A 23432-nucleotide genomic window follows, 5' to 3' on the forward strand; every position below is an offset into this window, starting at 1 on the left:
TATTACAACAAACAAATCATTACCGCTGTTGGCAACCCCAAAAGGTTAATCGCTTTTGACCTGCCAAAAACGTACAAAATTGATCTGATCTATATGGGTGCCACCGGAAAAGGCGCACTTGAACGAATTCTAGTGGGTTCTACGACGACCTATGTAGTCAACAACGCGCTTTGCAATGTCATGGTAGTTAAGTAAATACAGTCACAGGAGCTGGGACATTAATTTGTCTCAGCTCCTATTTCCGTATAAACGGTGTGACAGAAGTAGCTTCTTCGGAAATAAGCCGAAATTTCTTGAAGCTGAACACTTCTTTCCCAACCTCTTTTTATTTCTCTTGACCTTCTCGTTACGTAAAGGTGTAAGATCAATGAGTCAGGCGGATGAAGCCGTTGAAATAAGTGATCAGATAGGATGGATAAGATAGATGAATTACACAATCAAGCAAATGGCGGAAATGTCAGGTGTCAGTGCACGGACCCTGCGATTTTATGACGAGCGGTCATTATTGAAGCCGGCCTTTTTAAGTGAAGCGGGCTATCGTATCTATACTGAAAAAGAAATTGATCGGCTGCAGCAGATTTTATTGTATCGTTCGCTGGGACTGTCCCTGAGAACAATCAAAGAAATGGTGGACCGCCCTGATGAAAAAATTCAAGCGACCCTAATCGAACAAAAAGTTCAATTAGAGCAGAAACGGCAAGAGCTGGATCAGCTATTAAATGTGCTTGAAGACACCCTACGTTATTATCAAGGAGAGATCAACATGACAAATGAAGAAAAATTTCAAACTTTTAAGGCAGAGAAACTAGCAGAAAATGAAGCGCAGTATGGCACTGAGATTCGCGAGCACTATGGTACAGAAGCGGTCGCAGCCTCCAACGAAAAATGGCAAGGTATGCGTGAAGCGGACTACCAAAAAATGCAAGGGATCGAAGCGGAATTACTGGAAAAACTGTCGGACTATTTAGCCACACCCAATCAACAGCTAGGCAAAGAAATCGCAGCGCTACACAAGGCATGGCTGCTATTCAGCTGGAAGGAATACTCTAGCGCCGCCCACAAAGGATTAAGCGAAATGTATCTAGCAGATGAACGTTTTACGCGCTACTATGATGAAAAAAGTGGCATCGGCGCAACGGAAGCTTTGTATCAAATCATTCAACGATATGCTTAATCAGCAAATAAACCGACCTCATTAATCATTAATGAGGTCGGTTTATTTTTTAGCAAGCGAACGTAATGACCGTCGTGCTTCAGGTGCAAATTCTTTTTCGTTTAATAGTAATTCTTTGCTTTGCGGAAATGCCGAAAAACAAATCACTAATTTCCACTGAATCAATGGCTGATCAATCATCGTCTTTCTGACTTTTAGTAGTCGTTGATAAGTTTCTGTGGTGGCTAAGGACGGCTGATAAAAAGCCATATAGCCAATCGCATCCAGGATTTCACTTAACTGCAAAACAGAAAGGTTTTCTAGTGCAGCTAACAGGGTGCTAAAAATTGCCGGCTGCATCCGGCCTAGCGAACGAGCAATCAAATCGCGTGGTAAGGGAAACGATTGCTTTTTTGACGGCGGGATCGGCTGGCGATGTTGGTTGTTGCCGATCCGTGCTAGGTAGGCGATCATTTTTTTCGCGGTTTCTTGATCACCGCTTTCCAGCTTTTTGGTAATCGCTAAACGGGTGTATAAGGCTTTTTCAACTTGTAACTTTTTTAACAAGATATCTGTAGTTTTAGGTGTCAGTAGCAGCAGTTCAGCGGCAACAGAACGCTGCCAAGCTTCTTCTGAATAGAGGAGTTCTAGCAATTCATTTTCTGATTTGCTTTGGTAAACTGCTGCATAGTCATCGTTTATCTGGCCTCGTATTTTTCGTTGTAAATCCTTTTTCATTTGATCACCTCAAAAAAAAGTATAGCAGATTTTAAGTAGCATGGATAAAGCATTTTTGTGTTTTAGTTCACAAAATCGTTGCTTTATTAGATTGGCTATGCTATCATCAAAAAAAAGAAGAGGTGATGGGAATGAAAAAAGTAGTTGCGAATCCTGTTGAATTAAGAGATGCTATTCGTTGTGAGAAGAAGACTATTTCAATCACGAGTGGCTTTGCAAAAATGATTGAACCATTGATTGCGTCTCAAACCAAAAGCACTCAGCAAGCCAAAGAGTTACCGACCTTTGTTAAGCTGGCTTTAGATCCGCAAACAATGAATACTCTTTTTACTTCATATCAAGTAGAGCAGCAAGATGAAGTCAAAGGCTTAGAATTAAAATACGTAGGAGTTTAATTTTTTTACTCGTGTTTGTGAAAAAAATATCGAAGTGTTTAAGCAAGCTTGCGACGAAAAAGTTGTGAGCTTGTTTTATTTAGCCTTTTTTATTTAAAAATAACCATTTATATTATGTTTAAATGAGATAAAAAGAAAAATATCTGAGATGATATAGCGAAAAAATTTAGTAACATCGTGAATAAATTTAAAAATGTTAAAAAAACAATTTCTAAAATCGCCAAAAATAGAAAGAAATCTGGTAAAATATGATTATGAGGAAGACCTCTCTCAATCTTTCTTAGCTAGTCGAATGACTAGCATCCCCTTTAAGTGCCTTGGTCCCCAAGGTACTTTTTTTATTTGCCTTTTGATCAAAGGGCAGACATCTGTTTGGAAAGCGCTTTATAATTTCTGTACAAATGAACCGTTTTATGGATACAATGGAGTAAAGGGAGGTCTTATTATGAAAGAAGCATACAAAAATATTTTAGTTGCAGTTGATTCATCTGATCAGGCCCGAAGAGCATTTCAAGAGGCAATCGAGGTAACTCGTCGGAACGAAGCGCATTTGCATATTTTAATTGTCGCAGATACCAATCGACTTGGTGCGGAGCCCTATGCGGTGGACCATATTATGAAAAACGTTAATAAAGCCGCAAACGCTGTAGTCGAGTCACTAGAAGAATTGCTTCCGCCAGATATCACTCATACTTCAGTTATTGATGAAGGCAATCCCAAAGCGACTATCGTTGCTTATGCTGAACAAGAAAAAATTGATTTGATTATTATGGGGGCCACGGGGACGGGAACTTTTTCACGTTTATTGCTAGGATCCACTACCGCTTATGTTGTCAATAATGCTCCTTGTAATGTCATGGTTGTCCGTTAAAAAAAAGAATAAAAGAAAGGACACGCCAAGTGTGTTGGCGTGTCCTTTTAGCTGACAGATTGATAGCGTTCAAAATCAATCATTAATTTTGTTTTTCCTAAAACAGCGTACTTAGCAACAATTAATTGTCCTCGTTTGTTCCGCGTACCCGTTATTATAAGTTTCATCCCATCTTCTACATCGGCCAAAAAATTCAACGAATGACTAGCGATCAAGCAGTTGGTCTCTGCCAAACGAAAATAGACTAATGGGTGTTGAGAATACTGGATGATTTTCAATTTTGAGACGGTTCCTTTAAGTGTGTCCATCGGCCTTCCTCCTCGTGTGAATCCCTTTAAAAACGAGTTCGTCGTCAATCCGTTCAAATTGAAAACAAATATCTTTTTTGCGACCGGACTTTTTGGCAGGCATGATGAAATAATCACGCTCTTCGGCATCCATTTTTTCAGTTATTTGATTTAGAAACAGTGCTAAAGGAAGAGAGTCTTTGGCTAAAGAATCATAAGTTCGATAAAATAATTCAACAGAATCTGGACTAATCATAGACATGCTTATCACCTCAAAATCATTATACGAACATTTGTTCGAAAAGTAAAGACGTACTGCTTAAAAGTTTGTCATCTTAAGATACGCAAAATTCACTCAAAACAAAAAAAGAAACCTTTGGCTTAACAAAGATTTCTTCACGGTTATCGTATCAGAATAAAGAAATACTAAGTCTAATAGGAAGCTAAAAAGGCAGTCAAAAGACGCTAAACGGTACGACTTGGCTGGCGGGAAGACCAGCTGTAAAATTTTTGGTGAGGTCGTCGAGTTCTCCATTTTTTTATAATGTTACATGAAGCAATAACTTTATTTATAGACTGTACCATTCACCTATTTTTGAAATGAGAGTCAAGGTCTCGATACTTTTTTTGTCCGATAGGTGTTAAACCGTCGAGTTTACCAATGATTCTCCGATTTTTTTTGGGAGGGTAAGCAAACCCTGAATCAAGCTGTCTAATAGTTGCAAATTCTGAGTCAAAATAAATAGTGTTCTGTCTGATAAAATTTTTATCAATTTCCAACAAGATGTAGCTCAGCGGTCCATATTTTTAATAAACGCGCTTTTGCATCACTAGCATTTAGATGCTCAAGCGCTCAGCTCAACAGAAGGTCTGAAATTAAATCCATATCCAATCTAGGACATGTAGCATATCAATTTTTCCCGGAATAAAAAAAGAGGGCCTCAGCCTCCTTAACCACGAAATAATTTCCTTAAAATTACCTAACCCGCTTTATACCGACGTTTTCGGCATGTCTTTGAACCACGAAATAGCCACGAAAATACTTAAACCACGTAAAAACCACGAAATTTTTGTATTCTAAACTACTTCGTAATCCGCTTTAAATCAATGTTTCAAATATTTTGTCATTCCTTGTATACACAAATTCTTTGTTAAAACGTGGACGGCTGGAATCGAACCAGCACCTCTGTCTTAAATGCGGACTACATCATTGAACGAGTAAAACACCAAGTTTGAAAAATAAGGTTTATGGCGTTTCATTGCTTGTCAGTGAAGTAGTTAAAACACTGATATAATAGGTTTTTTATCATTATTCAAATTTTCAACTCATCAATCAATTTCAATGTTTTTCAAAAAAAACTAAACATTTTTCTAAACACTTTTTTTATTGATAATATTTGCCAGCAGCTTGATTGTGCTGGTTTTTTCTGTTTCATAGACTCCCGTATAAATATCTAAAGTAAATGCAACGGATGAGTGTCCTAGTAATTCTGAAACGGTTTTTGGATTCACGCCTTCACTTATTAAAAGAGTGGCGAAAGTATGACGCAAAGAATGAGGTGTAAGAACAGGAATGTTGATCCTCTTGCAAATTCGTCCCATCCAGCGGTTGGGAATATCCATATTGATAAACTCATTAAGTGGTGAGCTGAAAACAAGCTGCTTTGAACTCATTGTATTAACTCCGACTTGCAACATCGTTTCTCTTTGAATTTTTCGCCACGATTTTAAAACAGCGATAGTTTTATCTTCAAGAGGAATCGTTCTAAGAGAATGGGAGGTCTTAGGTTCCTCAAGATATAGCCGTCTGTTTTCCCCTCTGGCGAGTGTTTGCCGAATCTCCAGTGAATTACTGTCAAAGTCGATACAGTCCCATTGCAACCCTAAAATCTCGCCTTTGCGACAGCCCGTATTAGCCATTAAGTAAAGGAAGGCATAAATCTTATATGGCTCATTCTCTTTTGCGTCACTAAGTAAGAGATTTAGCTCATTTTTTGTAAAATACTTAATCTTTTTCTTTTCGAGATTGGCTTTCTTTTTGGGAGTCGTGACCATTCTTATAGGATTGGTCGTGATAATTCCTTGCTTGATTGCAAACTCAAAAATTCGCGAAATGTTGGATAACTGCAATCGGTACTCTTGAATCTGTTCACTCTTTTCATTCGCATACTGCTGTAAATCCACTGGCTTGATAGCTTTTATTTTTTGATCGCCAAAAGCTGGGAGTATATGTTTCTTGAACTGCAATTTTAAGCGGTTATAACTGGATTCCTTCACTGTGAGTTTATAGGTCACTAGCCACAATTCATAAACTTCTTTGAAGGTATCGGCACACTGTTTTTTAAAACCGTTTTTCTCAACTTCAACAATTTTACGATTATAAAATAGTTGGGCTTCTTTTTTATTAGAGAAGCCTTTTTTTTGTAAATTTACTTGCTTGTTTGTAGCGGGATCAATACCTAAGTAGGCTTTGACCATCCAGCGTTTCTCACCCTTTTTGGTTGTATAACTTGAAAAGGTTGCCATGATTTTCCCTCCTGGTGCAAGCCGTGGGGGCGGTGGGAGGAGGTTAGTCTAATGAACTTTGAATCAGTCTAATTTGATCCTGAGATAGTTTCAAACTATCTTGGATAATTTTGTTATCTTCTGAGACCCAAATTTTTTCATGGTCAGAGTTTTCAAAGGCAACAATTTTGATGACTTCTTTGCTGTCTTGATCTGGAAACAAAGGCAATAGTTTTTCGATTCTACTTTTAGTATCTCTTAATATCTCTGACAATTCATCTATTAAGTTAATTGAAACTCCCAATTCTATTTTAGTTGGAATTACGGTTATATCATTTGGAATAGAAAATTGTTGTAAGTCTGAAAGGATGCGATAACTACTTAAATCATTTTCGTTTTCTAAAGAGTCTAAGACTTTGTTTATCAAGTTTTGGTTTGTTTTCACATTTTTTTCATATTCTGAAAAAACTGTACTTTCGATAATGGATGAAAGTAAAAAATAGGAATCATTGTCATTATCGATTAGAAAGGGAGAAGTAAGATAACTACTTAAAGCTTTTTGTATTATTGTTTGTCGGTGTCTACTGGCATAGTTATAAGCTCTTTTTTCTTGTGTAGAATTACCATTTTTTTGTTTTTGGTACTCGATATGCTTTGTTAATATTTTTTCAGAAATTTTAATTAAAGAATCATCCATAACTAAATACGAAGAAGAAACACCAAGTTTTTCAGAAATTTTATTTATAGTTTCAATGCTTGGAGATTTTCTATTATTTTCTAAATCACTTAGGTAGCTTCTTGATATACCGATAAGTTTAGAAAAATCTGATTGATTAAGTTTTTTACTAAGTCTTAAAGATTTTATATTTTCACCTAAAGACATTAAAACACCTCCAAATATATTTAGTGACGCCGATGGTTGACATTGCGTTGTGTATTGAGATATACTTACATCATAATCAATGACGCCGATAGAAGCAATAATAAATTATTATTTTTTTAAGCTTTAGTGACGCCGATAGATTACAAAAAACTTTTTAGGTGGTGAGAAAAAATGCAATCAATGGAAGAAACACTAGCAACATGGCGTAAAGACGAGTTTAATCAAGCATTACAGATGATGAAGCAAGCAATCGAAGTTTTATCCGCCGACAAAGATATTGTTAAACAAGGTGAAGCAGCAAAACATTTTTCTGTTTCGGTGAATACGTTAAAAGATTGGGTATTACAAGGTGCGCCAGAAATTCGATTAGATTCAGGCATGCCGATGTATTCAAAGAAAGCTATCACAGAATGGTTATTATCAAAACAAAAATAATTGCAAGCCGTGGGGGCGGTGGAGTCGCAGAAGTCAAATGTAAGTCGCTAAAATTTATTTATATAGGAGGAATCAAGATGAATGAAGAACCAACAGTTAAATCAGTTTTACAAGAATTGTACGAGCTAACGCAAGCGGAGAATATCACGACAGACGGTGAACCGATCACATTGGCAGATTATCAGGATTTAATTTATCAGCAAGTGGATCAGTTAGCAGATATTCTGGGAATTGAATTAAAGGAGTAACAACCATGAAGGGCAAAAGAAAAAGCCTTAACTCAAACGCCGACCAAAGCACGAGTTAAAGGCACACAAAACGGCTACAGAGCCATATTCTTTTGTCCTTCCATTATACAAAATCAGGGAGGAAATCACAATGAAGAAGCAAACAAATTTAATGTTGTTTAGCATTTTAATCGGTGGATCAGTCACTTTTTTACCAACACCATTAAAAATAGCCATTTTAGTCAGCACGATAGTCGTTCTGTTTATGAGGTATGATTTTTACGATTACAGCCAAAGAAATGAGGGTAAGAGTAAGTGAATAAAGGTTTAGATGAAATAGAAATGGAAGCAATCCATTTGGGAAATGCTCTAAAAGGTTTGGAATTATTCGTTGATGATCGCTTTGGTGTAGTATCCGGGATTACTACAGATGATTTAAGTGCCCTAGATGGTTTAACAGCGGCGGTATCAAAATTTGCTAAACTGCACTCTGATAACGTGAAAAAGTTTAATGATGATGGGGATGATGATGATTGACCGATAACTACCAAGCAGCAATAGATTTACAGAAATCTGGATGGTCAATCTATCCACTTACACCAAAAACAAAAATACCACTAAAAGAGTCCAGCGGTTGGAATGATGCAACAAACGATTTTAATCAGATTAATGAATGGTGGGCAGAAGATCCAGCTAGGAATATCGGATTAATGCTGGAAGACCATAACATGATCGTAGTTGATTTAGATAAACATTCTGAAAATAAGAATGGTGTTGAAAACTATAAAAAACTCGCTTCAATGTATGATCCCTTTCCTACTACTTATACAGAAATCACACCAGGTAAAGGAATCCATTTTTTCTTTAAAAATCCTGATGGTGTCATCATTCAACAAGAAACGGGAGCTTTTGCGGATATTTTCGGTCGTGACGATAAAGGGAAAAGCCTTAGTGGGATTGATATTGTCACTAAAGGAGTACCGATAGCCCCAACAATGGTTGTTTCTGGAAACGTAAGGCGAGCTTATGAACCTATTGAGAATGTTTCTTTAGATAATGTCGCACTAGCTCCCGATTGGTTAGTAAATCTATTGCTAAAAAAACCGCAAGAAATAAAAACTCAATACAGACCGGTAACGAAAACAGGAACAGCCAAAAAATTGGATATGATCGTTCAAGGTGCTAATGAAGGTAGTCGAAACGATCACTTAACCAAGTTGTGTGGCTGGTTACTATGGCATGGTGTAGATAATCAAACATTAGCAGAATTGATTTATACAGCGAATGCATACAATGAACCACCATTAGAAGACAAAGAAGTGAATCAAATTATTCGATCGATGATAAAAAAAGATTTGAGGGGGAAAGTGCATGGCACATAAACATAAGCTAGATGGTGTTTTAGACTTTCCCGAAGCCAATGAACGTGAAGACAATATCATTGAACTGAAAGCCTGGATGTCACGATTGAGGTGCAATAAAGACGATCAGATTAAAAGTAACAGTGTTGTAAATGCAGAACTGATTTTGGCCAATGATAGTAATTTAGCTGGAACGATCGCATACAACGAGTTTAGCGGGTATATCCATCTATTAAAAGATTCTCCTTGGATTAATCGTGGTGCTGGTGAATGGGAAGACAGCTTTGAGGACGCCTTAACAGCTTACATTGAAGAAAACTACAATGTGGTCTTTGATGATAATAAAATCCACAAAGCAGTGGTAAATGTAGCTCGGAAGAATGTTTTCAATCCTGTAAAAGATCGTATCGAAAAAGTTAAATGGGATCGCAAACAAAGACTTGAAACGATGTTCATTGATTTGCTGGGAGTAGAAGATAACCTTTATACACGAGAAGTTACTAAACGTTGGGTAGTTGGATCGGTAGCACGAATCTATCAACCAGGGATAAAGTTTGAAATTGTTCCAGTTTTAGACGGGCCACAGGGGATTGGTAAGAGTACCGTTCCAGCGTTACTTTATACAGATGACTTTTTCACCGATTCGCTAGATTCACTCGGTGAGAAGAAAGACGATTATATGCAGCTTCAAGGTAACGTCATTATTGAACTAGGTGAACTATCCTCGATGGGTAAAACCAAAATCGAACAAATAAAAAACTTCATTAGTGCCAAGATAGATAAAATCAGACCGCCATACGGTCGGAATGTTATAGCTTGGGCAAGACAATGCGTATTTATCGGAACATCTAATGATGGCCAGTATTTAAAAGACGACACAGGTAACCGCAGATTTTATCCGTTACCTTGTAAAAATAAGCCGAAGATGAACCCGTTCAAAACGAAAGATGGATACTTTTTACAAGTATTAGCCGAAGCAAAAGTACTTTTTGATAAGGGACAACGAATTTATTTTATTCCTGATGAAGATGCAGACGTTTTAGAAATTGCGAAACAGTATCAAGCGGATGCTAAAATAGAAAACCCGATTAAAGAAGCAATCGAGAAATATCTTGGAATGGAAATTCCATATAAATGGGAAGAAGCCCCAGCATGGGCAAGACGTTCATATTATCAGAACTATCCAGATAGTAAGTGTAACGAGAAGAACTTGCAGCATTTCTACAATGGAGCTACCATGCGACAAGAACTTTATCTAGTGGATAGTGTACTGACTGCTGATATTTTAGAAGCTGTTTTTGATAAACAAGCTAAAGATTTATTAAATGGTCGATCAGATGCCGAAGCTAAGAGGATTGCTTTAATTATCACTAGTATTCCCGGGTGGGAACGGAAACAGCTATATAGTAGAGGAATGCGCCGAGGATTTTACAATAGAAGAAACGCTGGAATGAATAAAGCGAAAAGAAACGGAAAAACTTAACAGGTCTTAACGGGTACTTAACACCTAGCCCGTTAAGTGATAAACCCTACTGCCCCAAGGTATACGAAGATTTCTTAACGGGTTAACACCTAATTTCTTTAAAACTTTGGAGAGAACTATTTTATTATGCAGTAAGCAACTGACCGTAATGTTATCGGGTTTTACCCGTTAACCTGTTAAGAAAATGCTGGAACCCTTGTGCCCGTTGGGTTTGATTCTTAACGGGTACCTGTTAAGTGGGGTGTTAAGTAGGTGTTAAGTTTTAATAAGCACTCAAAGAAAAGTGTAGCATTTAATGATTTTAGAAAAGGTAGCTCAAAGTTAATCGTATCAAGGGACACAGCGATTTTGTAGCACTTGCGATTACAGTACATATTCGCAAATGGAGGGAGAGCAATTATGTTTAAAGAAAGCATTCGATACTTTAATGGTGAATCACTTAAAGAATACTCAAATGATCAAGAGGAAGTTGAATATATTAGTTATAAAGAAGATAAACAAGTTGTTGTTGCTTTTAAAGATGGAACAAGTTTAAAGATTCGTTCACCGTTTATGGAGTATAAATCTAAGTGGATTCACGATGAGTCTGACGAACTGCCGGGATTCGGGTGGTAATTTATTCCTCCCTCCCCCCTACTAGGGTCCAACTAATATACAAACCAAATTGTAAAGCATTGAACAAAAAGGGAGAAGGATATCATCAAACCGCAGAAGCAATGCAACAAACCAAATTGTAAAGCATTGATTGACTATGACAAGAAGTATTGTGAAAAGCATGAGAAGGTTCAAGCATCAAATCAGCGGTTAGATAGAAAGCGCAATGAAGGGAAGTATTTCCAATTCTATCAAAGTCGTACATGGCGGAAAGCATCATATCTATATCGGTTGAATCATCCGACTTGTGAGGATTGTCTACAAGAAGGTGTTGTAAGAAAAGCGGATGTTGTCGATCATATTGTTGAAATAAAAGACGATTGGGATAAGCGACTAGATGAAACGAATTTCCGGTCATTATGCCACGCACACCATAATTCTAAGACAGCCAGTGAAAGGCAGAGACGAGAAAAGGACACCCTTTGAAGTAAGGGGGCACTGTTTGAAATCTGCTGACAATCGATGCCCTCTCAATCTCGTATAAAAAACCATTAGGGAAAGCGTCATGGCAGTAATCTTGTTTCGTTTACAGTTGTAATTACAACTAAACTGATTTATAATGAAAGTAGGAGATTTAATGGAAAATAAAGCAGTAATCACTGATAAAACTGGGAAGCAGCGAACCATAACATTACCAGAATTTGGTCAAGTGACCATCCAAATGCAAAACGGGAAAATCATTTATATAGATAAATTAGACAAAGAAAAATTCTGATCGAAAAACGAAGGAATGTGAGCTTAATTGCTTACGTTCCTTTTTCTTTTGTCCAGAAAGGAGAGATATAATGGGGCACCCAAAATTATTAGATGAAACTACCGGAAATCTTTCAAATGAAGAAAAAGCAGTTCGTGAAGATGCCAGAGAAGAATTGTTTAAGCAGCAACCACTAGTGACTACTGCACCCCCCGCATGGATGGCGCAAAGCGCAAGATCAGAGTGGGAACGAATTGTACCTGTCCTAAAAATGGATTATCCACTAAGTGAAACTGACTACGGCTCATTGGTTGCCTATTGCTTGGCGTTTGCTCGGATCAAAACGGCAGAAGCCGAGATCAGAAAGCTAGGTACTTATATCACTGGTGAGAATGGCAGCAAAAAAATCAATCCAGCGGTACGTGTTCAATCTCAAGCTATGAGTGATTTAAAGAAACAAGCAACGTCACTAGGTATGACCTTAGAATCACGATCCAAGTTAGCTTTGAATAAGATGAAGCAAAATGAACCCGAAGATCCGTTTAAAGAGTTGATGGGATCATGAACGAATATATTCAAAAAGTTTTATCTGGTGAAATACTCGCACCTAAGAAGATTATTCAAGCGTGTGAGCGCCATAGAAGCGATTTAGAACGTTCTAAGTCAGATAGTTTTCCTTACATATTTGACGAGTCACAAGCTGTTAAGGCAATCAAATTTATTGAATTATTACCGTCAACAGATGGGAAAGCAATCAAGATGCTAGGTTTTCAGAAGTTTATCATTGGTAGTCTTTACGGTTGGCGGACTAAAGAGGGAAATTATCGGCGATTCAATCGGGCATTTATCAGTAAGTCACGAAAGAATGGGAAAACATATATTGCCAGCGGTATGGCCGCCAATGCGTTGATTATGGAACAGGAACCGGCAGAAAGCCGCCAAGTCTTATTCGTATCAAACGCCTTGAAACAAGCAAAGCTGGGCTATGATATGCTTTCCAACTCATTGAGAAACGTAGTCAAAACAAGTAAATTTTTGAGACCACAACTAAAAATTATGAACGCTAAAATCCAGCATTTACCCAGCAACTCTTTTGCAATGGCGTTGGCCAGTGAGACTAGTACGCTTGATGGCTTTGCACCAACAACCGCAATTCTTGATGAGTGGCACGAAGCGAAAACACGCAAGACTTATAACGTCATTAAATCAGGTATGACTCAACAAAAGAACGGTTTACTGTGTGTTATCAGTACCGCTGGGCTTGATTTAAACGTTCCGATGTATGAGGAATATCTATTGTTAGATCGAGTGCTTAAAGGGGAAGAGCAGGCAGATAGGTACTTTATAGCGATATGGGAGCTAGACGATCCAGAGGAAATTCACAACCGAGATACGTGGATCAAAGCGAATCCGATTTTTGAAAGTGAAGAAATCAAAAAAGTAATGATTCCAACCATTCAAGATGATGTGAACCTAGCGTTAAAGCAGAATAATCTTAATTCTGTATTAGTCAAAAACTTTAATCTATGGCGGCAAGCCAGCGAAAACAGCTATATGGCTGTGGAAGACTGGCAAGCTGTGGAAGTATCTCCGCAAGATATAACTGGTAAACCCGTGTATATCGGAGTGGATTTATCCAAGACGGACGATTTAACTAGTGTTTCGTGGATCGTTCCCTTAGATGATGGCAAGTTATATTGTGATTCTCATTCATTCGTAGCTACAAAATATGGCTTACAGGACAAAGAAAAGCGTGACGGGTTACCTTATCGTGAGTTAGAAAAGGTTGGCGAGTGTTCCATTACTCAATTAGAAAGCGGGATCGTGGACTATGACCAGGTATTCGATTTTATTCAAGGCCTAATTGAAATGAATGATTTAGAGTGTATGGGAATTTGTTACGACCCGTATAATGCCAATTCACTAATCAGTAAAGCTGAAAAAGCGAATTATTCCATGCTGGAAGTTCGGCAAGGCACATTGACTCTAAATGTACCAACAAGGACTTTTAGAGAACAAGTCTATGAAGGCAATCTTATTCATCCGAAAAATACGATCCTTTCTCATGCGGTCAACAATGCAATCTTGAAGGAAGACAATAATGGGATTCAAATCAATAAATCAAAAAACAGCAACAAAATTGATCCGATAGCAGCACTCATAAATGCCTATGTTTTTGCAATGGATTATTTCACCACAACGGAGGGAGCGAAAGCAGACAATGAATTTTACGCAAGTGAAGAATTTTCTTTTTAATAATGTTCACACTGTGCTCTTGCTTCTGGGGCTGGTATTGATCCTTACGGCAATCACTTTACTAACAAATGCCTACTATGGCTTGTTAGCGCTGGGCATTGTGCTTATTGGGATAGCAATCATGCTAAATACAGAACAGAAGGGAGGTTAAAAGATGGCATTCTTTAAAGCAAGACAAACAACCACTGGTGATCCCTTTTTAGATCATGTGGTTTCGATACAATCAGATGACTATACAACTAGCTTTATCAGTGTTCGGGCATTAAGGAATAGTGATGTGTTTGCAGCAGTGCGGATCATTGCTAGTGATATTGCTTCTAGTCCAATTCAATTAATGAAGGATAGTATGCCACAAGCGGATAATGACCTAGTGAAGCTACTAAATGAACGACCTAATTCAGAAATGGACGGTTGGCATTTCAAGTTTGCCTTAGCGGTGAATATGCTGCTAAATGGCAACAGCTTTGCGGAGATCAAGCAAGAAGGGGAAAAGGTTAAAGAACTTCACTTATTGCCTAATTCAAGCGTAACAGTCACACAAGCGGATAATGGCACGTTGTCTTATCAGATTGGTGATAAGAAAAGACGTGTGAAATCAGAAGATATTCTTCATTTCAAGTATTTCACCCAAGATGGTTTAACCGGATTACCGCCGTTGTATGCGTTACGTGATGAAATGAAGATTCAGCAAGCTGGCAATAGAACGCTGCACAATTTCTTTGCTCGTGGTGTCAGTGGATCGGGAATTTTAAAAGTCCATAAATCAGACTTAGACGGATCGGCTAAAAATGCGATTCGGGAAAAATTTGAGGAAGCCAATGGATCAAGTAGCGGTGACAATGCACTTAGAACGATCATTTTAGATGAAACGATGGATTATAAAGCGTTAGAAATCAATACGGACGTTCTAAAGCTGGTCAATTCAAGTGATTGGACTACAAAGCAGATTGCAAAGGCATTCGGTGTACCGATTGAGCGGCTAGGCGTTGAAAATGAACATTCCAGTACGATTCAAAGCAATTTGCAGTATATCCAAAGCACCTTGATTCATTACTTCAATGTATTTGTAAGTGAGTTTGATGCCAAAATTAAAAAAGATAATACAGATGTTTTTCGATTCAATTCGGAAGGTCTGCTAGAATCCGATCCAGAAACTAGAATCACTAACATTTTGGAACAAGTTAAAGGATCAATTCTTACAATCAATGAAGGACGTTCTAAATTAGGATTACCACCAGTAGATGGCGGCGATAGATTACTTGCAAGTTTGAATTTCACTTATCTTGATACATTGGAGAGATACCAGTTAGAGAAAATGGAGGGAACTATTACTGATGAATAATGAAGAAGAAAAAGAAAAGCGGCTGACAGAAGATGCTGATTTAGAAACTAAAAAACCAGCAGAGGAAAGTGACCAGTCAGAAGGAAAAACCATTTCAGGGTACGCCTTGAAGTTTGGGCAACCTTCAAAGGATTTAGGCGGATTTGTGGAAGTCATTACACCAGAAGCCTTGAAAGAGGTTGACCTATCAAATGTATTCCTATTACACAATCATGATTACAGTAAGCCATTAGCCAGCGTTAAAGCTGGCACGCTTAAATTAAATATTGATGATGTGGGTTTGCACTTTGAAGCAACCTTGAATGATACGAGTTATGCGAAAGATGTATATGAGAATGTAGAAAAAAAGTTATTGGACTCGATGAGTTTTGGTTTTGTGTTGGGGATCGATTCCTTCGACAAGAAAGAAGATGGTGAGGTTGTCCGATCCATTGACAAAATGAAAGCCTTGAATGAAATCAGCGTTGTGACCGTTCCCGCTTATGATTCATCAAACGTCCAAGTAAATAAGCGTTCTTACGAAACGTTTATGAGTAACTATCCAGCGAATAAAACAAACAAAGGCTTAGAATCCACTTCTAAAGCACAAAAGGAGAGTAAAAACATGGAAAAAACTTTAATTGATAATGAAAAAACAGAAATGCGTGGTTATGAAGATTATATCCGTTCACAGGGTGAAATTCGTGATGGTGTCACTACGGTGAATGCGGCTGCAGTTGTACCAGAAGAAGTAATTGGCGAAGTGTTTGACCTGAAACGATCCAATTATAACTTGGCTCAATATGCGACTGTTAAAACAGTATCGAATGGGCAAGGGAAATATCCAGTTGCTACAAATCAGCAAGCCGTCCTAGCCACTAAAGAAGAACTAGCAGAAATTGGTGATATTGATGCCGATATGTTTACACAGGTTGAATATAAGGCAGAAACACGTGCCGGAAAAATTGCTTTGTCTAATGAAGTTGTAGAAGATTCAGCGGTGAATATCGTTCAAGAAGTAAAAGAACAGCTGGCTAAGTTGGTTGAAAATACAGACAATAAACATATTATTGACTTGCTAAAAACCTTCACTAAAAAGACCGCTGCTACCTTAGATGATTTAAAACAACTTTACAACGTGGCGCTTGATCCAGCGTTAGATAAAATGGTTATCTTAAACCAAAGCGGATATAACCACCTAGATACTTTAAAAGATTCAGATGGCCGCTATATCCTACAACCAGATGTAACGGCACCAAGCGGCAAATCATTGTTCGGTATGCCAGTAGTATTGATTGCAGATACATTGTTTGCCAATCCAAAAGCTGGAACATTCCCAATGATTATGGGAGATATTGCTCAATCAGTGTTTGTCGCTCGTAGAAACCAAGTAACGACCCAATGGGAAAAATTTGATTATTACTCACAAGGTCTTGCGGTTATTGTCCGTAACGATTACAAAATGATTGATCCAAACGCTTCAGTTTATATCGAATTTACACCAGTAGTCACACCAGAAGGGTAATAAAAATAATTGGCGGCGGTTAATCCGCTGCCTTTTTCATTAGGAGGAATAGCATGGTACAAGTAAGTGACTTAAAAACCAGTATGCGGATTGATCACACGATGGATGATGATTTTATTCAGCAACTACTAGACACAGCCACACAATACATTATAAGCGCCATTGACTCAAAAGCAGGGACGGGCGTTATAGCTGCATACGAGCAGTTTGATTTAGCGGTCTCACTGCTTACGCAGCATTGGTATTTAAACAGACAAGAAGCAAGTAGCGACCGTATGCCAGTAACGGTGCAATCCTTGATCCAGCAAATGAGGGGGGCGTATTATGCCGATCATTAAAAATGTGAATGAATTGACCGAACGGATCGCCTTTAAAAAAATTGAGCGGATTAAAGATGAAAATGGTCAAGTGGTGGAAAAGGAAGTCACTGTTTTTGAGTGCTGGGCCAGTGCACGATCGCAAATGTTAAAAGATGTGGTTGCAAGTGTGGGAACAGTTCTCGAAGGTACGCTAACCTTTATTATCCGGTACGATCAGGATCATGATTTAGATAATACTATGAAGGTCGTATGGAAAAACAGACGGTATAAAATCATTTCAATCAATGAGGGAACAGCGTTTAAAGACTATACAACGATTATTGCTAAGTTGATTGCATAGACTGATTACAGTTGTAATTACAACTATTTTAAAGTATAATTAAGATAGTAAATGAAGGGAGTAGCTACCCAGATTTTACAGATAAATTTATCGAAATCTATTGTCGGACTGAAAATTGTAGGTGTGGTTGCAAGCATACTGGACTAAGGAAGATGATAGATCATGAACGTTCAAATTATTACTAGTGCGTTGGGACTGTTTAGACGGTTCTAGTAGCTGTTTGTGTAGAAATCAAAGAACACGTCTTTAAAGGACGTGTTTTTTTGTTGTTTTGATAGTAATCACCGGTGCGAGCACGCCATAATAATGGTGTAATTAACTTGTCGGATTTATTAATCAGCATAGGAAAATCCTAGCGCGGCCCATCTTTTGGTGGGCTTTTTTGGTATACTAAATTAAATAAAAAGAATGGAGGAAGCTGTTATGAATGGGAATCCACAAGGTATGGAATTATTACTGAAATGGTTTCAGTTTTTTGCCGTTGTAGTTGGTGGCATATTTGCTTTTTTGAGATATAATCATACGAAAAAATTAGAATATACTCAGAGCGAGCGAAAAGAATGGAGAATTAAGTTAAGAGAGTGCCTTGAAAAACTGATTATTTTGGATTTAAAAGGCAAATTTAAAGCAGATGATGAGACGATTGCTACAGTAAGAGCTTGTTTAAATCCGGATCAAAATAAAGATACATTGGATGGGTTAGTAATGGAAGAATTTTTAAACAATGGTAACTTGAAAAATCAAATATATTGTTTGCAATATTTATTGAAGTTCGATTGGGAAAGAGCAAAAATTGAAAATGAACTATTTAACTCGGATAAAGCTAAATTGGAAGAAAAATATAAAAAAGAATTGAGAACAAAAATTAAATAATTCCCCCACGGCTTATTGAAGTTTTTAAATCTAAACACATATCTAAACACTTTTTTAATTGACTGATTTTTTCAAAGATTTATCTTGAAGTAAAGAAGTGATTTAATTGTCAATCACAAATTGTTTTCTTGTAATAAAAAACACTATTAGACCAAATAATCGTTGGTTTAACAGTGTTTTTTCTTTGTTATCGCATTTGTAATTGTTATACGTGGACGGCTGGAATCGAACCAGCACCTCTGTCTTAAATGCGGACTACATCATTGAACGAGTAAAACACCAAGTTCATCCACGCTTAACAGTATAACGAACGAGAAATATTTTTGAAAGAAAAGTCGCGGACAATTAAAAAAATATTATCATTTGAGCATTTTTTTCTCGTATTCTTGCGCGAATTCATTCGCAATCATCCAGCCGTAAGATTCAGTAATCACCGCGGCTGTTGAACTGTTGAGGATATTACCGGCAACGGGAATTTTCCCAATTAAAAAACGAGAGGTCATTTGTCCGGCTTTTTGGGCTAAGAATTGAGTGGCCAGTGCTTTGGCAGCACCTTCGTCCAACTTAACGTGGAAAACTTTCCCTAACGCGATTACCATCGCGGTTTGAATCGGTACTAAAACTGCAGCATCTGAAAGTGGCAATTGGGCCATGCCCGCGCCAACGCCGGCAGCTGCAGAGGCCGCACTGTGAATAATCAAGTGGCTTTTTTTTCGTTGTTTTTTGTTCATCCTGGATGCTCCTTTAGGTTATTGATGAAAGTGTAGCATCAGAAGAACAAAAGAACAATTTTTCCGGCCGTTGTTTAAGCCGTTTTAATGAATCAAAAGTAAAAAAATAAATAGAAATGATTCTTTCTAATTTTCCTAACTTTGATGGAATGATACACTAAAGGAAAAAGGGGGCGAGCGTTATGCTTGATGAGTATAGAAATATTTTAGTTCCGGTGGATGGGTCGGCGCAATCTAAGAAGACCTTCGATGAAGCGATCAACATCGCTAAAAGAAATAAAGGCAACTTAACGTTGGTGACGGTGATTGATACAGCCAGCTTTAGTGGCACGACAGGCGGAAACTCGATCCCATTGATGCACGAGGCGAAGAAGAACGCGCAGGCGATCATAGATGAATTGGAACATCACCGTATGAAAGAAGAACAAGAAGTTCATCTGACTTCGCAAATCGTCGCTGGCAATCCTAAACGAGAAATCGTGGAATTAGCGGAGAAATTAGATACGGATCTGATCGTTATGGGAGCAACTGGTTTAGGAGCATTATCGCTGCTGCTGGTTGGTTCAACGACGGCATATGTAGTGAATCAAGCTCCTTGTAATGTGATGGTCGTCAAATAAAATAAGCGTCTGATTTTTATCAGACGCTTGTTTTATTAAGGGTCATCAATAATTCGTCGCCATCATCGTAAACGTACATAATGGTGGGGAATTTAATGGCTTCGTAGGCTTCGACGTATGGAGCGCTAATACTGTCGGAAAAATAGGGTTCTTCTTGCGAATGAACGACGCTTAAGGTATGATCCATTCGGTTTTTGAAAAAATGAAAGCGCTGTGGTGAAGTCAAGGCTAGACCTTTCATAGGTCGCATGAAAATCATGTGCCAAATTTCCTGCTGCATTTCTTCAGGTACAACGTCAAAGGGCACGTCGCTGTGCCGCGTTTTTGCTGATTCAAACATTCTACTCATCCCTCTCTTTAGTTAATCATATCAGGTTTCGAAAAGTAAAAAAGTAAAAATGCTCACATTGCCGTAAATTAGTTCGTCGGAGGAGTCTTTTTGCTAGAAAAATGATAAGGTTAAGTAGGATAGAAATAGTTTTTTTGTAAGCTTCAAGCAAAAAATATGATGGATGAACGAAGGTGAAAAAGATGCGTTATGGAATTTTTTTTAATCCGAATGCAGGCGATGGGGACGCCGAAGAATCAGCGAAAAAAATGCGAGAAAAATTTGAAAAAGCCAACCATACAGCAGATTTTTTGACCGCTCCCGATCCAGAAAAGGCGATCGAAAAAATCAAAGCAAGTCTTAATGAGTACGATGGGCTGGTAGCGATTGGCGGAGACGGGTCTTTGAATATTGTTGGGACAGCTTTTGTGCAAGCCGGAAAAACCTTGCCCCTTGGAATTATTCCAGGAGGGACAGTCAATAATTTTGCGAAGCGTTGGCACTTACCGATGGATGAAGAAGAGGCGATGGACCTGATTATCGCAGGGCACCAGCGAAAAGTCGGGATCGCAGCTTGTCAAGATCGACAAAAAGCGATCATCAGCTCCTTTACCTTTGGGTCGTTTGCGGATATTTCTAATGAAGTTCGGCAAAGTGAGAAACGAAAATTCGGCTTGATCGTATATCCGCTGAAAGCAATCAAACAAATTGGCAAAGATACGTCTTATCCGGTGGAAATCAAAGCGGAGAACTATCATGAAAAATTGAAGGTCTGGTTCGCTTTAGCCACCACTACCCATTCAATTGGCGGGCGGGAATATGTCGATTCAGATTATGACAAGCTCCATGTCAGTATTTTACACAATATGCGCTTACGAAAATTATTTCAATTATTGCGGTTTATTTTTACCGGTCGTCTGAAGGATTCAGACGCTATGACTTATTTAGAAACGGATAAATTAGAATTGAACCCACTGACCGACAAAACAATCTATTCTCGGATTGATGGCGATAAGGGTCCAGCTTTACCGTTAACTGTTGAATTTTTGGATGATTATGTACCGATTTTTGTACCAGAGAAACCAGAAAATAAAAACTAGGAGGCTTTAAAATGGATCGAAATATGGAGGAATTATTAGCCAGAGCGGATACTTTTACGTTGACTACGATTGATAGTCGCGGCTTTCCGCATCCAATTGCAGTATCCGCGCCGCTTGAGCGCAATGGGTTTTATTATTTCAAGTTTTATATCAATGGAGAGGGCCGGACGGCGGAAAATATTCGTCAGAATCGCTCAGGCAGCTTGTTTTGTTTCAATAAGGAAACTCACGAAAGCATCGCGTTAAAAGGCTACTTCTTAATTGAAGAGCTGGTGGAGTATAAGTTATTAGCGGCTCAATTGAATGAATTTCAAAAAGGCTTGAATTATGAACATCCAGTGATCGCTATTTTTGAAACTCTTAGTGCAAAACACTACGAAAATATGCACGGTGAATTTGTGGACGTGCCGGATAAATAGAAAAGATTCCATCCCGAGGATTATGGGATGGAATTCTTTTTGTTTTAGGCAGTTTTTCTATTTTATTTCTGAGAATTTAAAGAAAATTCCGCTTTGACACTGTCACTGAAATCGAATCCTGATATAATGGGAAAAATATTTAAAAAGGGGGCAAAATTAGTGAAGAAACAGGCATTAAAACAATTGATCGATGTAGCGGCAGGTCGAGAACCAGCGGACTTAGTCTTGAAAAACGCCCAAGTGATTGATGTCTATCAAGGTGAGATCATTAAAGGCGATGTCGCCCTTGTCGGTGGAAAGATCGCCGGTGTGGCAGATACGTATCAAGGAAAAGAAGTCGTGGACCTAAAAGGGAAATACGTGGCGCCAGGCTTCATTGATCCCCATATTCACGTGGAATCTTCCTATGTGACCCCAGAGGAATTCGGTCGTTTATTAGTACCCCATGGAACGACGACAGTCTTGGCCGATCCTCACGAGATCGTGAATGTCCTTGGCTTGAAAGGCTTGGATTATATGTTGGAGGCAGCAAAAGAAACGGTGCTGGATATTCGTTATATGATGCCTTCTTGCGTACCGGCGACTAATATGGAAAATGCAGGAGCGGTAGTGGAAGCCGTGGATATGCTGTCGGCTTTCGATCAAGGTGAAGTCGATGGCTTAGCAGAATTTATGAATTTTCCCGGCGTGATCCATGGCGATGAAGCGGTATTGGATAAATTATTAGCTGCTAAAGAGCGGGACATGCGGATCGATGGACATTCTCCGATGGTCTTTGCTAAAGAGCTGAATGCTTATGCGGCGGCGGGGATCAGCAACGATCACGAGTGCTCGACAGTAGCAGAATTAAAGGACCGTATTTCTCGGGGAATGTATGTATTTCTACGTGAAGGCTCGGTTACTCAAAATTTACGGACCTTGTTGAAGGGCGTGACGCCGATGAATTATCAGCGCTGCGTGCTGTCGGCGGATGATCTGCAGGCCAAAACAATTTTAGAGACGGGCCACCTTGATAACAGTATTCGCATTTCCATTGAAGAGGGTGTTTCACCGATACAAGCGATCCAAATGGCAACGATCAATGCCGCGCAATGCTGTCAATTGACTGATCGTGGGGCGGTTGCGCCTGGTTTACGGGCTGATTTAGTTATATTTTCTGATCTGTCTAAGCCTGAGATCGAAACGACCTATATTGCAGGTCAGCGAGTCGCTGAAACTGGCAGCTATCTTCCTGAAGTGAAGCGGGTCGCAACGAAAAATGTTCAATCTAGTGTCCACATCGATGCCTTTAATCAAGAACAATTAGGCTTGACCTTGACGAGCGCTAAAGCCCGTGCAATCCAAGTGATCCCACAAGAAGCTTTGACGAATGAAGCAATCGTTAATGTCCAACGTGATACCAACGATCAATTCGTCTTTGATCCGCAACAGGACGTCACTAAGATTGCGGTGGTGGAACGTCATCACAATACTGGCAATGTCTTTGTTGGATTATTGAAAGATTACGGCTTAAAAAAAGGAGCGATCGGCTTATCGATCGCTCATGATTCCCATAATTTAATCGTGACCGGGGCCAATGATGACGACATGGCGGCCGCCATCGCCGCCTTGAAGGAACAAGAAGGCGGTGTCGTACTGATCGAAGCCGGAAACGTTATCGGCAGAATGGCCTTACCGATCGCCGGTTTAATGAGCGATCTATCTGGTGAAGAAGTCGCGAAACAAGAAGCTGAGATCAATCGCTTGGCTCGTGAAGTCTTAGGTGTCTCAGAAAAAGTCGATCCTATCATGACCTTAGGTTTCATGTCACTGGCGGTGATTCCTAATTTGAAGATCACCGATATCGGTCTGGTGGATGTCAGTAAATTTGAGCTCGTGCCAGTGTCGGTGGCAGAATAAAAATAGCGGTGAAA

32 protein-coding genes are annotated in these 23432 nt (G+C 38.8%); 25 read left to right on the forward strand and 7 right to left on the reverse strand.

Going from position 1 to position 23432, the window contains the following annotated elements:
- Positions 1–18 precede the first annotated feature (18 nt).
- The gene (locus IGI54_RS14860; RefSeq protein ID WP_430622000.1) at positions 19–195 is read left to right on the forward strand and encodes a universal stress protein; all 177 of its coding nucleotides are present in this window, start codon (positions 19–21) and stop codon (positions 193–195) included.
- Positions 196–424: 229 nt separating this feature from the next.
- Complete coding sequence (locus tag IGI54_RS14865) at positions 425–1174, forward strand: MerR family transcriptional regulator (protein WP_430621674.1); 750 nt, start codon at positions 425–427, stop codon at positions 1172–1174.
- A gap of 42 nt (positions 1175–1216) precedes the next feature.
- Here IGI54_RS14865 and IGI54_RS14870 read toward each other — a convergent pair whose 3' ends face one another.
- Positions 1217–1891, reverse strand: a complete 675-nt coding sequence (locus tag IGI54_RS14870; RefSeq protein ID WP_430621675.1) for a hypothetical protein — start codon at positions 1889–1891, stop codon at positions 1217–1219.
- A gap of 131 nt (positions 1892–2022) precedes the next feature.
- On the opposite strand from IGI54_RS14870, the gene IGI54_RS14875 reads away from it, so the two are divergent.
- Positions 2023–2286, forward strand: coding sequence for a hypothetical protein (locus tag IGI54_RS14875; RefSeq protein WP_071862083.1), 264 nt, complete (start codon positions 2023–2025; stop codon positions 2284–2286).
- A gap of 445 nt (positions 2287–2731) precedes the next feature.
- On the forward strand, positions 2732–3157 hold the full coding sequence (locus IGI54_RS14880; RefSeq protein WP_071862082.1) for a universal stress protein: 426 nt from the start codon (positions 2732–2734) through the stop codon (positions 3155–3157).
- Between the two features lie 47 nt (positions 3158–3204).
- Here IGI54_RS14880 and IGI54_RS14885 read toward each other — a convergent pair whose 3' ends face one another.
- The 4 genes from IGI54_RS14885 to IGI54_RS14900 all read right to left on the reverse strand — a co-directional run bounded on the left by IGI54_RS14885 (position 3205) and on the right by IGI54_RS14900 (position 6832).
- Positions 3205–3465 (reverse strand): hypothetical protein, encoded by a 261-nt coding sequence (locus IGI54_RS14885; protein WP_430621676.1) that lies wholly within the window; start codon positions 3463–3465, stop codon positions 3205–3207.
- On the reverse strand, positions 3452–3706 hold the full coding sequence (locus IGI54_RS14890) for a DUF5960 family protein (RefSeq protein WP_071862080.1): 255 nt from the start codon (positions 3704–3706) through the stop codon (positions 3452–3454). Before IGI54_RS14890 ends, IGI54_RS14885 begins: the two co-directional genes overlap by 14 nt.
- A 1109-nt stretch (positions 3707–4815) precedes the next feature.
- Entirely contained in the window at positions 4816–5970 is a 1155-nt protein-coding gene (locus tag IGI54_RS14895) for a tyrosine-type recombinase/integrase (protein WP_430621677.1), read from the reverse strand.
- A gap of 43 nt (positions 5971–6013) precedes the next feature.
- Positions 6014–6832, reverse strand: coding sequence for a helix-turn-helix domain-containing protein (locus IGI54_RS14900; RefSeq protein WP_430621678.1), 819 nt, complete (start codon positions 6830–6832; stop codon positions 6014–6016).
- A 171-nt stretch (positions 6833–7003) separates the two neighbouring features.
- Here IGI54_RS14900 and IGI54_RS14905 point away from each other — a divergent pair, with 171 nt between their 5' ends.
- The 17 genes from IGI54_RS14905 to IGI54_RS14985 all read left to right on the forward strand — a co-directional run bounded on the left by IGI54_RS14905 (position 7004) and on the right by IGI54_RS14985 (position 18321).
- Positions 7004–7267 carry a DNA-binding protein gene (locus tag IGI54_RS14905; protein WP_430621679.1) on the forward strand — a complete coding sequence of 88 codons (264 nt, stop codon included), beginning with the start codon at positions 7004–7006 and terminating at the stop codon, positions 7265–7267.
- Between the two features lie 77 nt (positions 7268–7344).
- The gene (locus tag IGI54_RS14910; RefSeq protein ID WP_430621680.1) at positions 7345–7515 is read left to right on the forward strand and encodes a hypothetical protein; all 171 of its coding nucleotides are present in this window, start codon (positions 7345–7347) and stop codon (positions 7513–7515) included.
- 130 nt (positions 7516–7645) lie between these two features.
- Positions 7646–7813: a hypothetical protein gene (locus IGI54_RS14915; RefSeq protein WP_430621681.1), complete on the forward strand. Its 168-nt coding sequence runs from the start codon at positions 7646–7648 to the stop codon at positions 7811–7813.
- Positions 7810–8031: a hypothetical protein gene (locus IGI54_RS14920; protein ID WP_430621682.1), complete on the forward strand. Its 222-nt coding sequence runs from the start codon at positions 7810–7812 to the stop codon at positions 8029–8031. Before IGI54_RS14915 ends, IGI54_RS14920 begins: the two co-directional genes overlap by 4 nt.
- Positions 8028–8876, forward strand: coding sequence for a bifunctional DNA primase/polymerase (locus IGI54_RS14925; RefSeq protein ID WP_430621683.1), 849 nt, complete (start codon positions 8028–8030; stop codon positions 8874–8876). Before IGI54_RS14920 ends, IGI54_RS14925 begins: the two co-directional genes overlap by 4 nt.
- On the forward strand, positions 8866–10338 hold the full coding sequence (locus IGI54_RS14930; protein WP_430621684.1) for a VapE domain-containing protein: 1473 nt from the start codon (positions 8866–8868) through the stop codon (positions 10336–10338). Before IGI54_RS14925 ends, IGI54_RS14930 begins: the two co-directional genes overlap by 11 nt.
- 399 nt (positions 10339–10737) lie before the next feature.
- Positions 10738–10953 carry a hypothetical protein gene (locus tag IGI54_RS14935; protein ID WP_430621685.1) on the forward strand — a complete coding sequence of 72 codons (216 nt, stop codon included), beginning with the start codon at positions 10738–10740 and terminating at the stop codon, positions 10951–10953.
- 84 nt (positions 10954–11037) lie between these two features.
- The gene (locus IGI54_RS14940) at positions 11038–11418 is read left to right on the forward strand and encodes an HNH endonuclease (protein WP_430622001.1); all 381 of its coding nucleotides are present in this window, start codon (positions 11038–11040) and stop codon (positions 11416–11418) included.
- A gap of 133 nt (positions 11419–11551) precedes the next feature.
- Complete coding sequence (locus tag IGI54_RS14945; protein WP_430621686.1) at positions 11552–11707, forward strand: DUF2292 domain-containing protein; 156 nt, start codon at positions 11552–11554, stop codon at positions 11705–11707.
- Between the two features lie 70 nt (positions 11708–11777).
- Positions 11778–12251 (forward strand): phage terminase small subunit P27 family, encoded by a 474-nt coding sequence (locus tag IGI54_RS14950; RefSeq protein ID WP_430621687.1) that lies wholly within the window; start codon positions 11778–11780, stop codon positions 12249–12251.
- Positions 12248–13942, forward strand: a complete 1695-nt coding sequence (locus IGI54_RS14955) for a terminase large subunit (RefSeq protein ID WP_430621688.1) — start codon at positions 12248–12250, stop codon at positions 13940–13942. Before IGI54_RS14950 ends, IGI54_RS14955 begins: the two co-directional genes overlap by 4 nt.
- The gene (locus tag IGI54_RS14960; protein ID WP_430621689.1) at positions 13908–14093 is read left to right on the forward strand and encodes a hypothetical protein; all 186 of its coding nucleotides are present in this window, start codon (positions 13908–13910) and stop codon (positions 14091–14093) included. Before IGI54_RS14955 ends, IGI54_RS14960 begins: the two co-directional genes overlap by 35 nt.
- A 3-nt stretch (positions 14094–14096) precedes the next feature.
- Positions 14097–15284 (forward strand): phage portal protein, encoded by a 1188-nt coding sequence (locus IGI54_RS14965; RefSeq protein WP_430621690.1) that lies wholly within the window; start codon positions 14097–14099, stop codon positions 15282–15284.
- A complete protein-coding gene (locus tag IGI54_RS14970) occupies positions 15277–16788 on the forward strand; it encodes a phage major capsid protein (RefSeq protein WP_430621691.1) in 1512 nt (503 codons plus the stop codon). Before IGI54_RS14965 ends, IGI54_RS14970 begins: the two co-directional genes overlap by 8 nt.
- A 53-nt stretch (positions 16789–16841) precedes the next feature.
- On the forward strand, positions 16842–17126 hold the full coding sequence (locus tag IGI54_RS14975) for a head-tail connector protein (RefSeq protein WP_430621692.1): 285 nt from the start codon (positions 16842–16844) through the stop codon (positions 17124–17126).
- Positions 17113–17448, forward strand: coding sequence for a phage head closure protein (locus IGI54_RS14980; RefSeq protein WP_430621693.1), 336 nt, complete (start codon positions 17113–17115; stop codon positions 17446–17448). Before IGI54_RS14975 ends, IGI54_RS14980 begins: the two co-directional genes overlap by 14 nt.
- A gap of 408 nt (positions 17449–17856) precedes the next feature.
- A complete protein-coding gene (locus tag IGI54_RS14985) occupies positions 17857–18321 on the forward strand; it encodes a hypothetical protein (protein ID WP_430621694.1) in 465 nt (154 codons plus the stop codon).
- Between the two features lie 359 nt (positions 18322–18680).
- Here the strand turns inward: IGI54_RS14985 and IGI54_RS14990 are convergent, their stop codons facing one another.
- Positions 18681–19052 carry a hypothetical protein gene (locus IGI54_RS14990; RefSeq protein WP_071862066.1) on the reverse strand — a complete coding sequence of 124 codons (372 nt, stop codon included), beginning with the start codon at positions 19050–19052 and terminating at the stop codon, positions 18681–18683.
- Positions 19053–19234: 182 nt separating this feature from the next.
- Here IGI54_RS14990 and IGI54_RS14995 point away from each other — a divergent pair, with 182 nt between their 5' ends.
- Entirely contained in the window at positions 19235–19672 is a 438-nt protein-coding gene (locus tag IGI54_RS14995) for a universal stress protein (protein ID WP_216430382.1), read from the forward strand.
- 19 nt (positions 19673–19691) lie between these two features.
- Here the strand turns inward: IGI54_RS14995 and IGI54_RS15000 are convergent, their stop codons facing one another.
- Positions 19692–20012 (reverse strand): DUF960 family protein, encoded by a 321-nt coding sequence (locus tag IGI54_RS15000; protein WP_379947114.1) that lies wholly within the window; start codon positions 20010–20012, stop codon positions 19692–19694.
- Between the two features lie 191 nt (positions 20013–20203).
- On the opposite strand from IGI54_RS15000, the gene IGI54_RS15005 reads away from it, so the two are divergent.
- From IGI54_RS15005 to ade, 3 genes are all read left to right on the forward strand, one after another.
- A complete protein-coding gene (locus IGI54_RS15005) occupies positions 20204–21100 on the forward strand; it encodes a diacylglycerol/lipid kinase family protein (protein ID WP_430621695.1) in 897 nt (298 codons plus the stop codon).
- Between the two features lie 11 nt (positions 21101–21111).
- A complete protein-coding gene (locus IGI54_RS15010) occupies positions 21112–21519 on the forward strand; it encodes a pyridoxamine 5'-phosphate oxidase family protein (RefSeq protein WP_430621696.1) in 408 nt (135 codons plus the stop codon).
- Between the two features lie 159 nt (positions 21520–21678).
- A complete protein-coding gene (ade, locus tag IGI54_RS15015; RefSeq protein WP_430621697.1) occupies positions 21679–23418 on the forward strand; it encodes an adenine deaminase in 1740 nt (579 codons plus the stop codon).
- The last annotated feature ends 14 nt before the right edge of the window (positions 23419–23432 follow it).

It is taken from the genome of Enterococcus sp. DIV0800 (genome assembly GCF_050559735.1).
In the GTDB taxonomy this organism is placed as follows: Bacteria; Bacillota; Bacilli; order Lactobacillales; family Enterococcaceae; genus Enterococcus_A; species Enterococcus_A devriesei.

Coding starts and splice junctions, on each gene's coding strand:
- IGI54_RS14865 (WP_430621674.1), top strand. CDS start 425: ATGAATTACACAATCAAGCAAATGGCGGAAATGTCAGGTGTCAGTGCA.
- IGI54_RS14870 (WP_430621675.1), bottom strand. CDS start 1,891: ATGAAAAAGGATTTACAACGAAAAATACGAGGCCAGATAAACGATGAC.
- IGI54_RS14875 (WP_071862083.1), top strand. CDS start 2,023: ATGAAAAAAGTAGTTGCGAATCCTGTTGAATTAAGAGATGCTATTCGT.
- IGI54_RS14880 (WP_071862082.1), top strand. CDS start 2,732: ATGAAAGAAGCATACAAAAATATTTTAGTTGCAGTTGATTCATCTGAT.
- IGI54_RS14885 (WP_430621676.1), bottom strand. CDS start 3,465: ATGGACACACTTAAAGGAACCGTCTCAAAATTGAAAATCATCCAGTAT.
- IGI54_RS14890 (WP_071862080.1), bottom strand. CDS start 3,706: ATGTCTATGATTAGTCCAGATTCTGTTGAATTATTTTATCGAACTTAT.
- IGI54_RS14895 (WP_430621677.1), bottom strand. CDS start 5,970: ATGGCAACCTTTTCAAGTTATACAACCAAAAAGGGTGAGAAACGCTGG.
- IGI54_RS14900 (WP_430621678.1), bottom strand. CDS start 6,832: ATGTCTTTAGGTGAAAATATAAAATCTTTAAGACTTAGTAAAAAACTT.
- IGI54_RS14905 (WP_430621679.1), top strand. CDS start 7,004: ATGCAATCAATGGAAGAAACACTAGCAACATGGCGTAAAGACGAGTTT.
- IGI54_RS14910 (WP_430621680.1), top strand. CDS start 7,345: ATGAATGAAGAACCAACAGTTAAATCAGTTTTACAAGAATTGTACGAG.
- IGI54_RS14915 (WP_430621681.1), top strand. CDS start 7,646: ATGAAGAAGCAAACAAATTTAATGTTGTTTAGCATTTTAATCGGTGGA.
- IGI54_RS14930 (WP_430621684.1), top strand. CDS start 8,866: ATGGCACATAAACATAAGCTAGATGGTGTTTTAGACTTTCCCGAAGCC.
- IGI54_RS14935 (WP_430621685.1), top strand. CDS start 10,738: ATGTTTAAAGAAAGCATTCGATACTTTAATGGTGAATCACTTAAAGAA.
- IGI54_RS14945 (WP_430621686.1), top strand. CDS start 11,552: ATGAAAGTAGGAGATTTAATGGAAAATAAAGCAGTAATCACTGATAAA.
- IGI54_RS14950 (WP_430621687.1), top strand. CDS start 11,778: ATGGGGCACCCAAAATTATTAGATGAAACTACCGGAAATCTTTCAAAT.
- IGI54_RS14955 (WP_430621688.1), top strand. CDS start 12,248: ATGAACGAATATATTCAAAAAGTTTTATCTGGTGAAATACTCGCACCT.
- IGI54_RS14960 (WP_430621689.1), top strand. CDS start 13,908: ATGAATTTTACGCAAGTGAAGAATTTTCTTTTTAATAATGTTCACACT.
- IGI54_RS14965 (WP_430621690.1), top strand. CDS start 14,097: ATGGCATTCTTTAAAGCAAGACAAACAACCACTGGTGATCCCTTTTTA.
- IGI54_RS14970 (WP_430621691.1), top strand. CDS start 15,277: ATGAATAATGAAGAAGAAAAAGAAAAGCGGCTGACAGAAGATGCTGAT.
- IGI54_RS14975 (WP_430621692.1), top strand. CDS start 16,842: ATGGTACAAGTAAGTGACTTAAAAACCAGTATGCGGATTGATCACACG.
- IGI54_RS14980 (WP_430621693.1), top strand. CDS start 17,113: ATGCCGATCATTAAAAATGTGAATGAATTGACCGAACGGATCGCCTTT.
- IGI54_RS14985 (WP_430621694.1), top strand. CDS start 17,857: ATGGAGGAAGCTGTTATGAATGGGAATCCACAAGGTATGGAATTATTA.
- IGI54_RS14990 (WP_071862066.1), bottom strand. CDS start 19,052: ATGAACAAAAAACAACGAAAAAAAAGCCACTTGATTATTCACAGTGCG.
- IGI54_RS14995 (WP_216430382.1), top strand. CDS start 19,235: ATGCTTGATGAGTATAGAAATATTTTAGTTCCGGTGGATGGGTCGGCG.
- IGI54_RS15000 (WP_379947114.1), bottom strand. CDS start 20,012: ATGTTTGAATCAGCAAAAACGCGGCACAGCGACGTGCCCTTTGACGTT.
- IGI54_RS15005 (WP_430621695.1), top strand. CDS start 20,204: ATGCGTTATGGAATTTTTTTTAATCCGAATGCAGGCGATGGGGACGCC.
- IGI54_RS15010 (WP_430621696.1), top strand. CDS start 21,112: ATGGATCGAAATATGGAGGAATTATTAGCCAGAGCGGATACTTTTACG.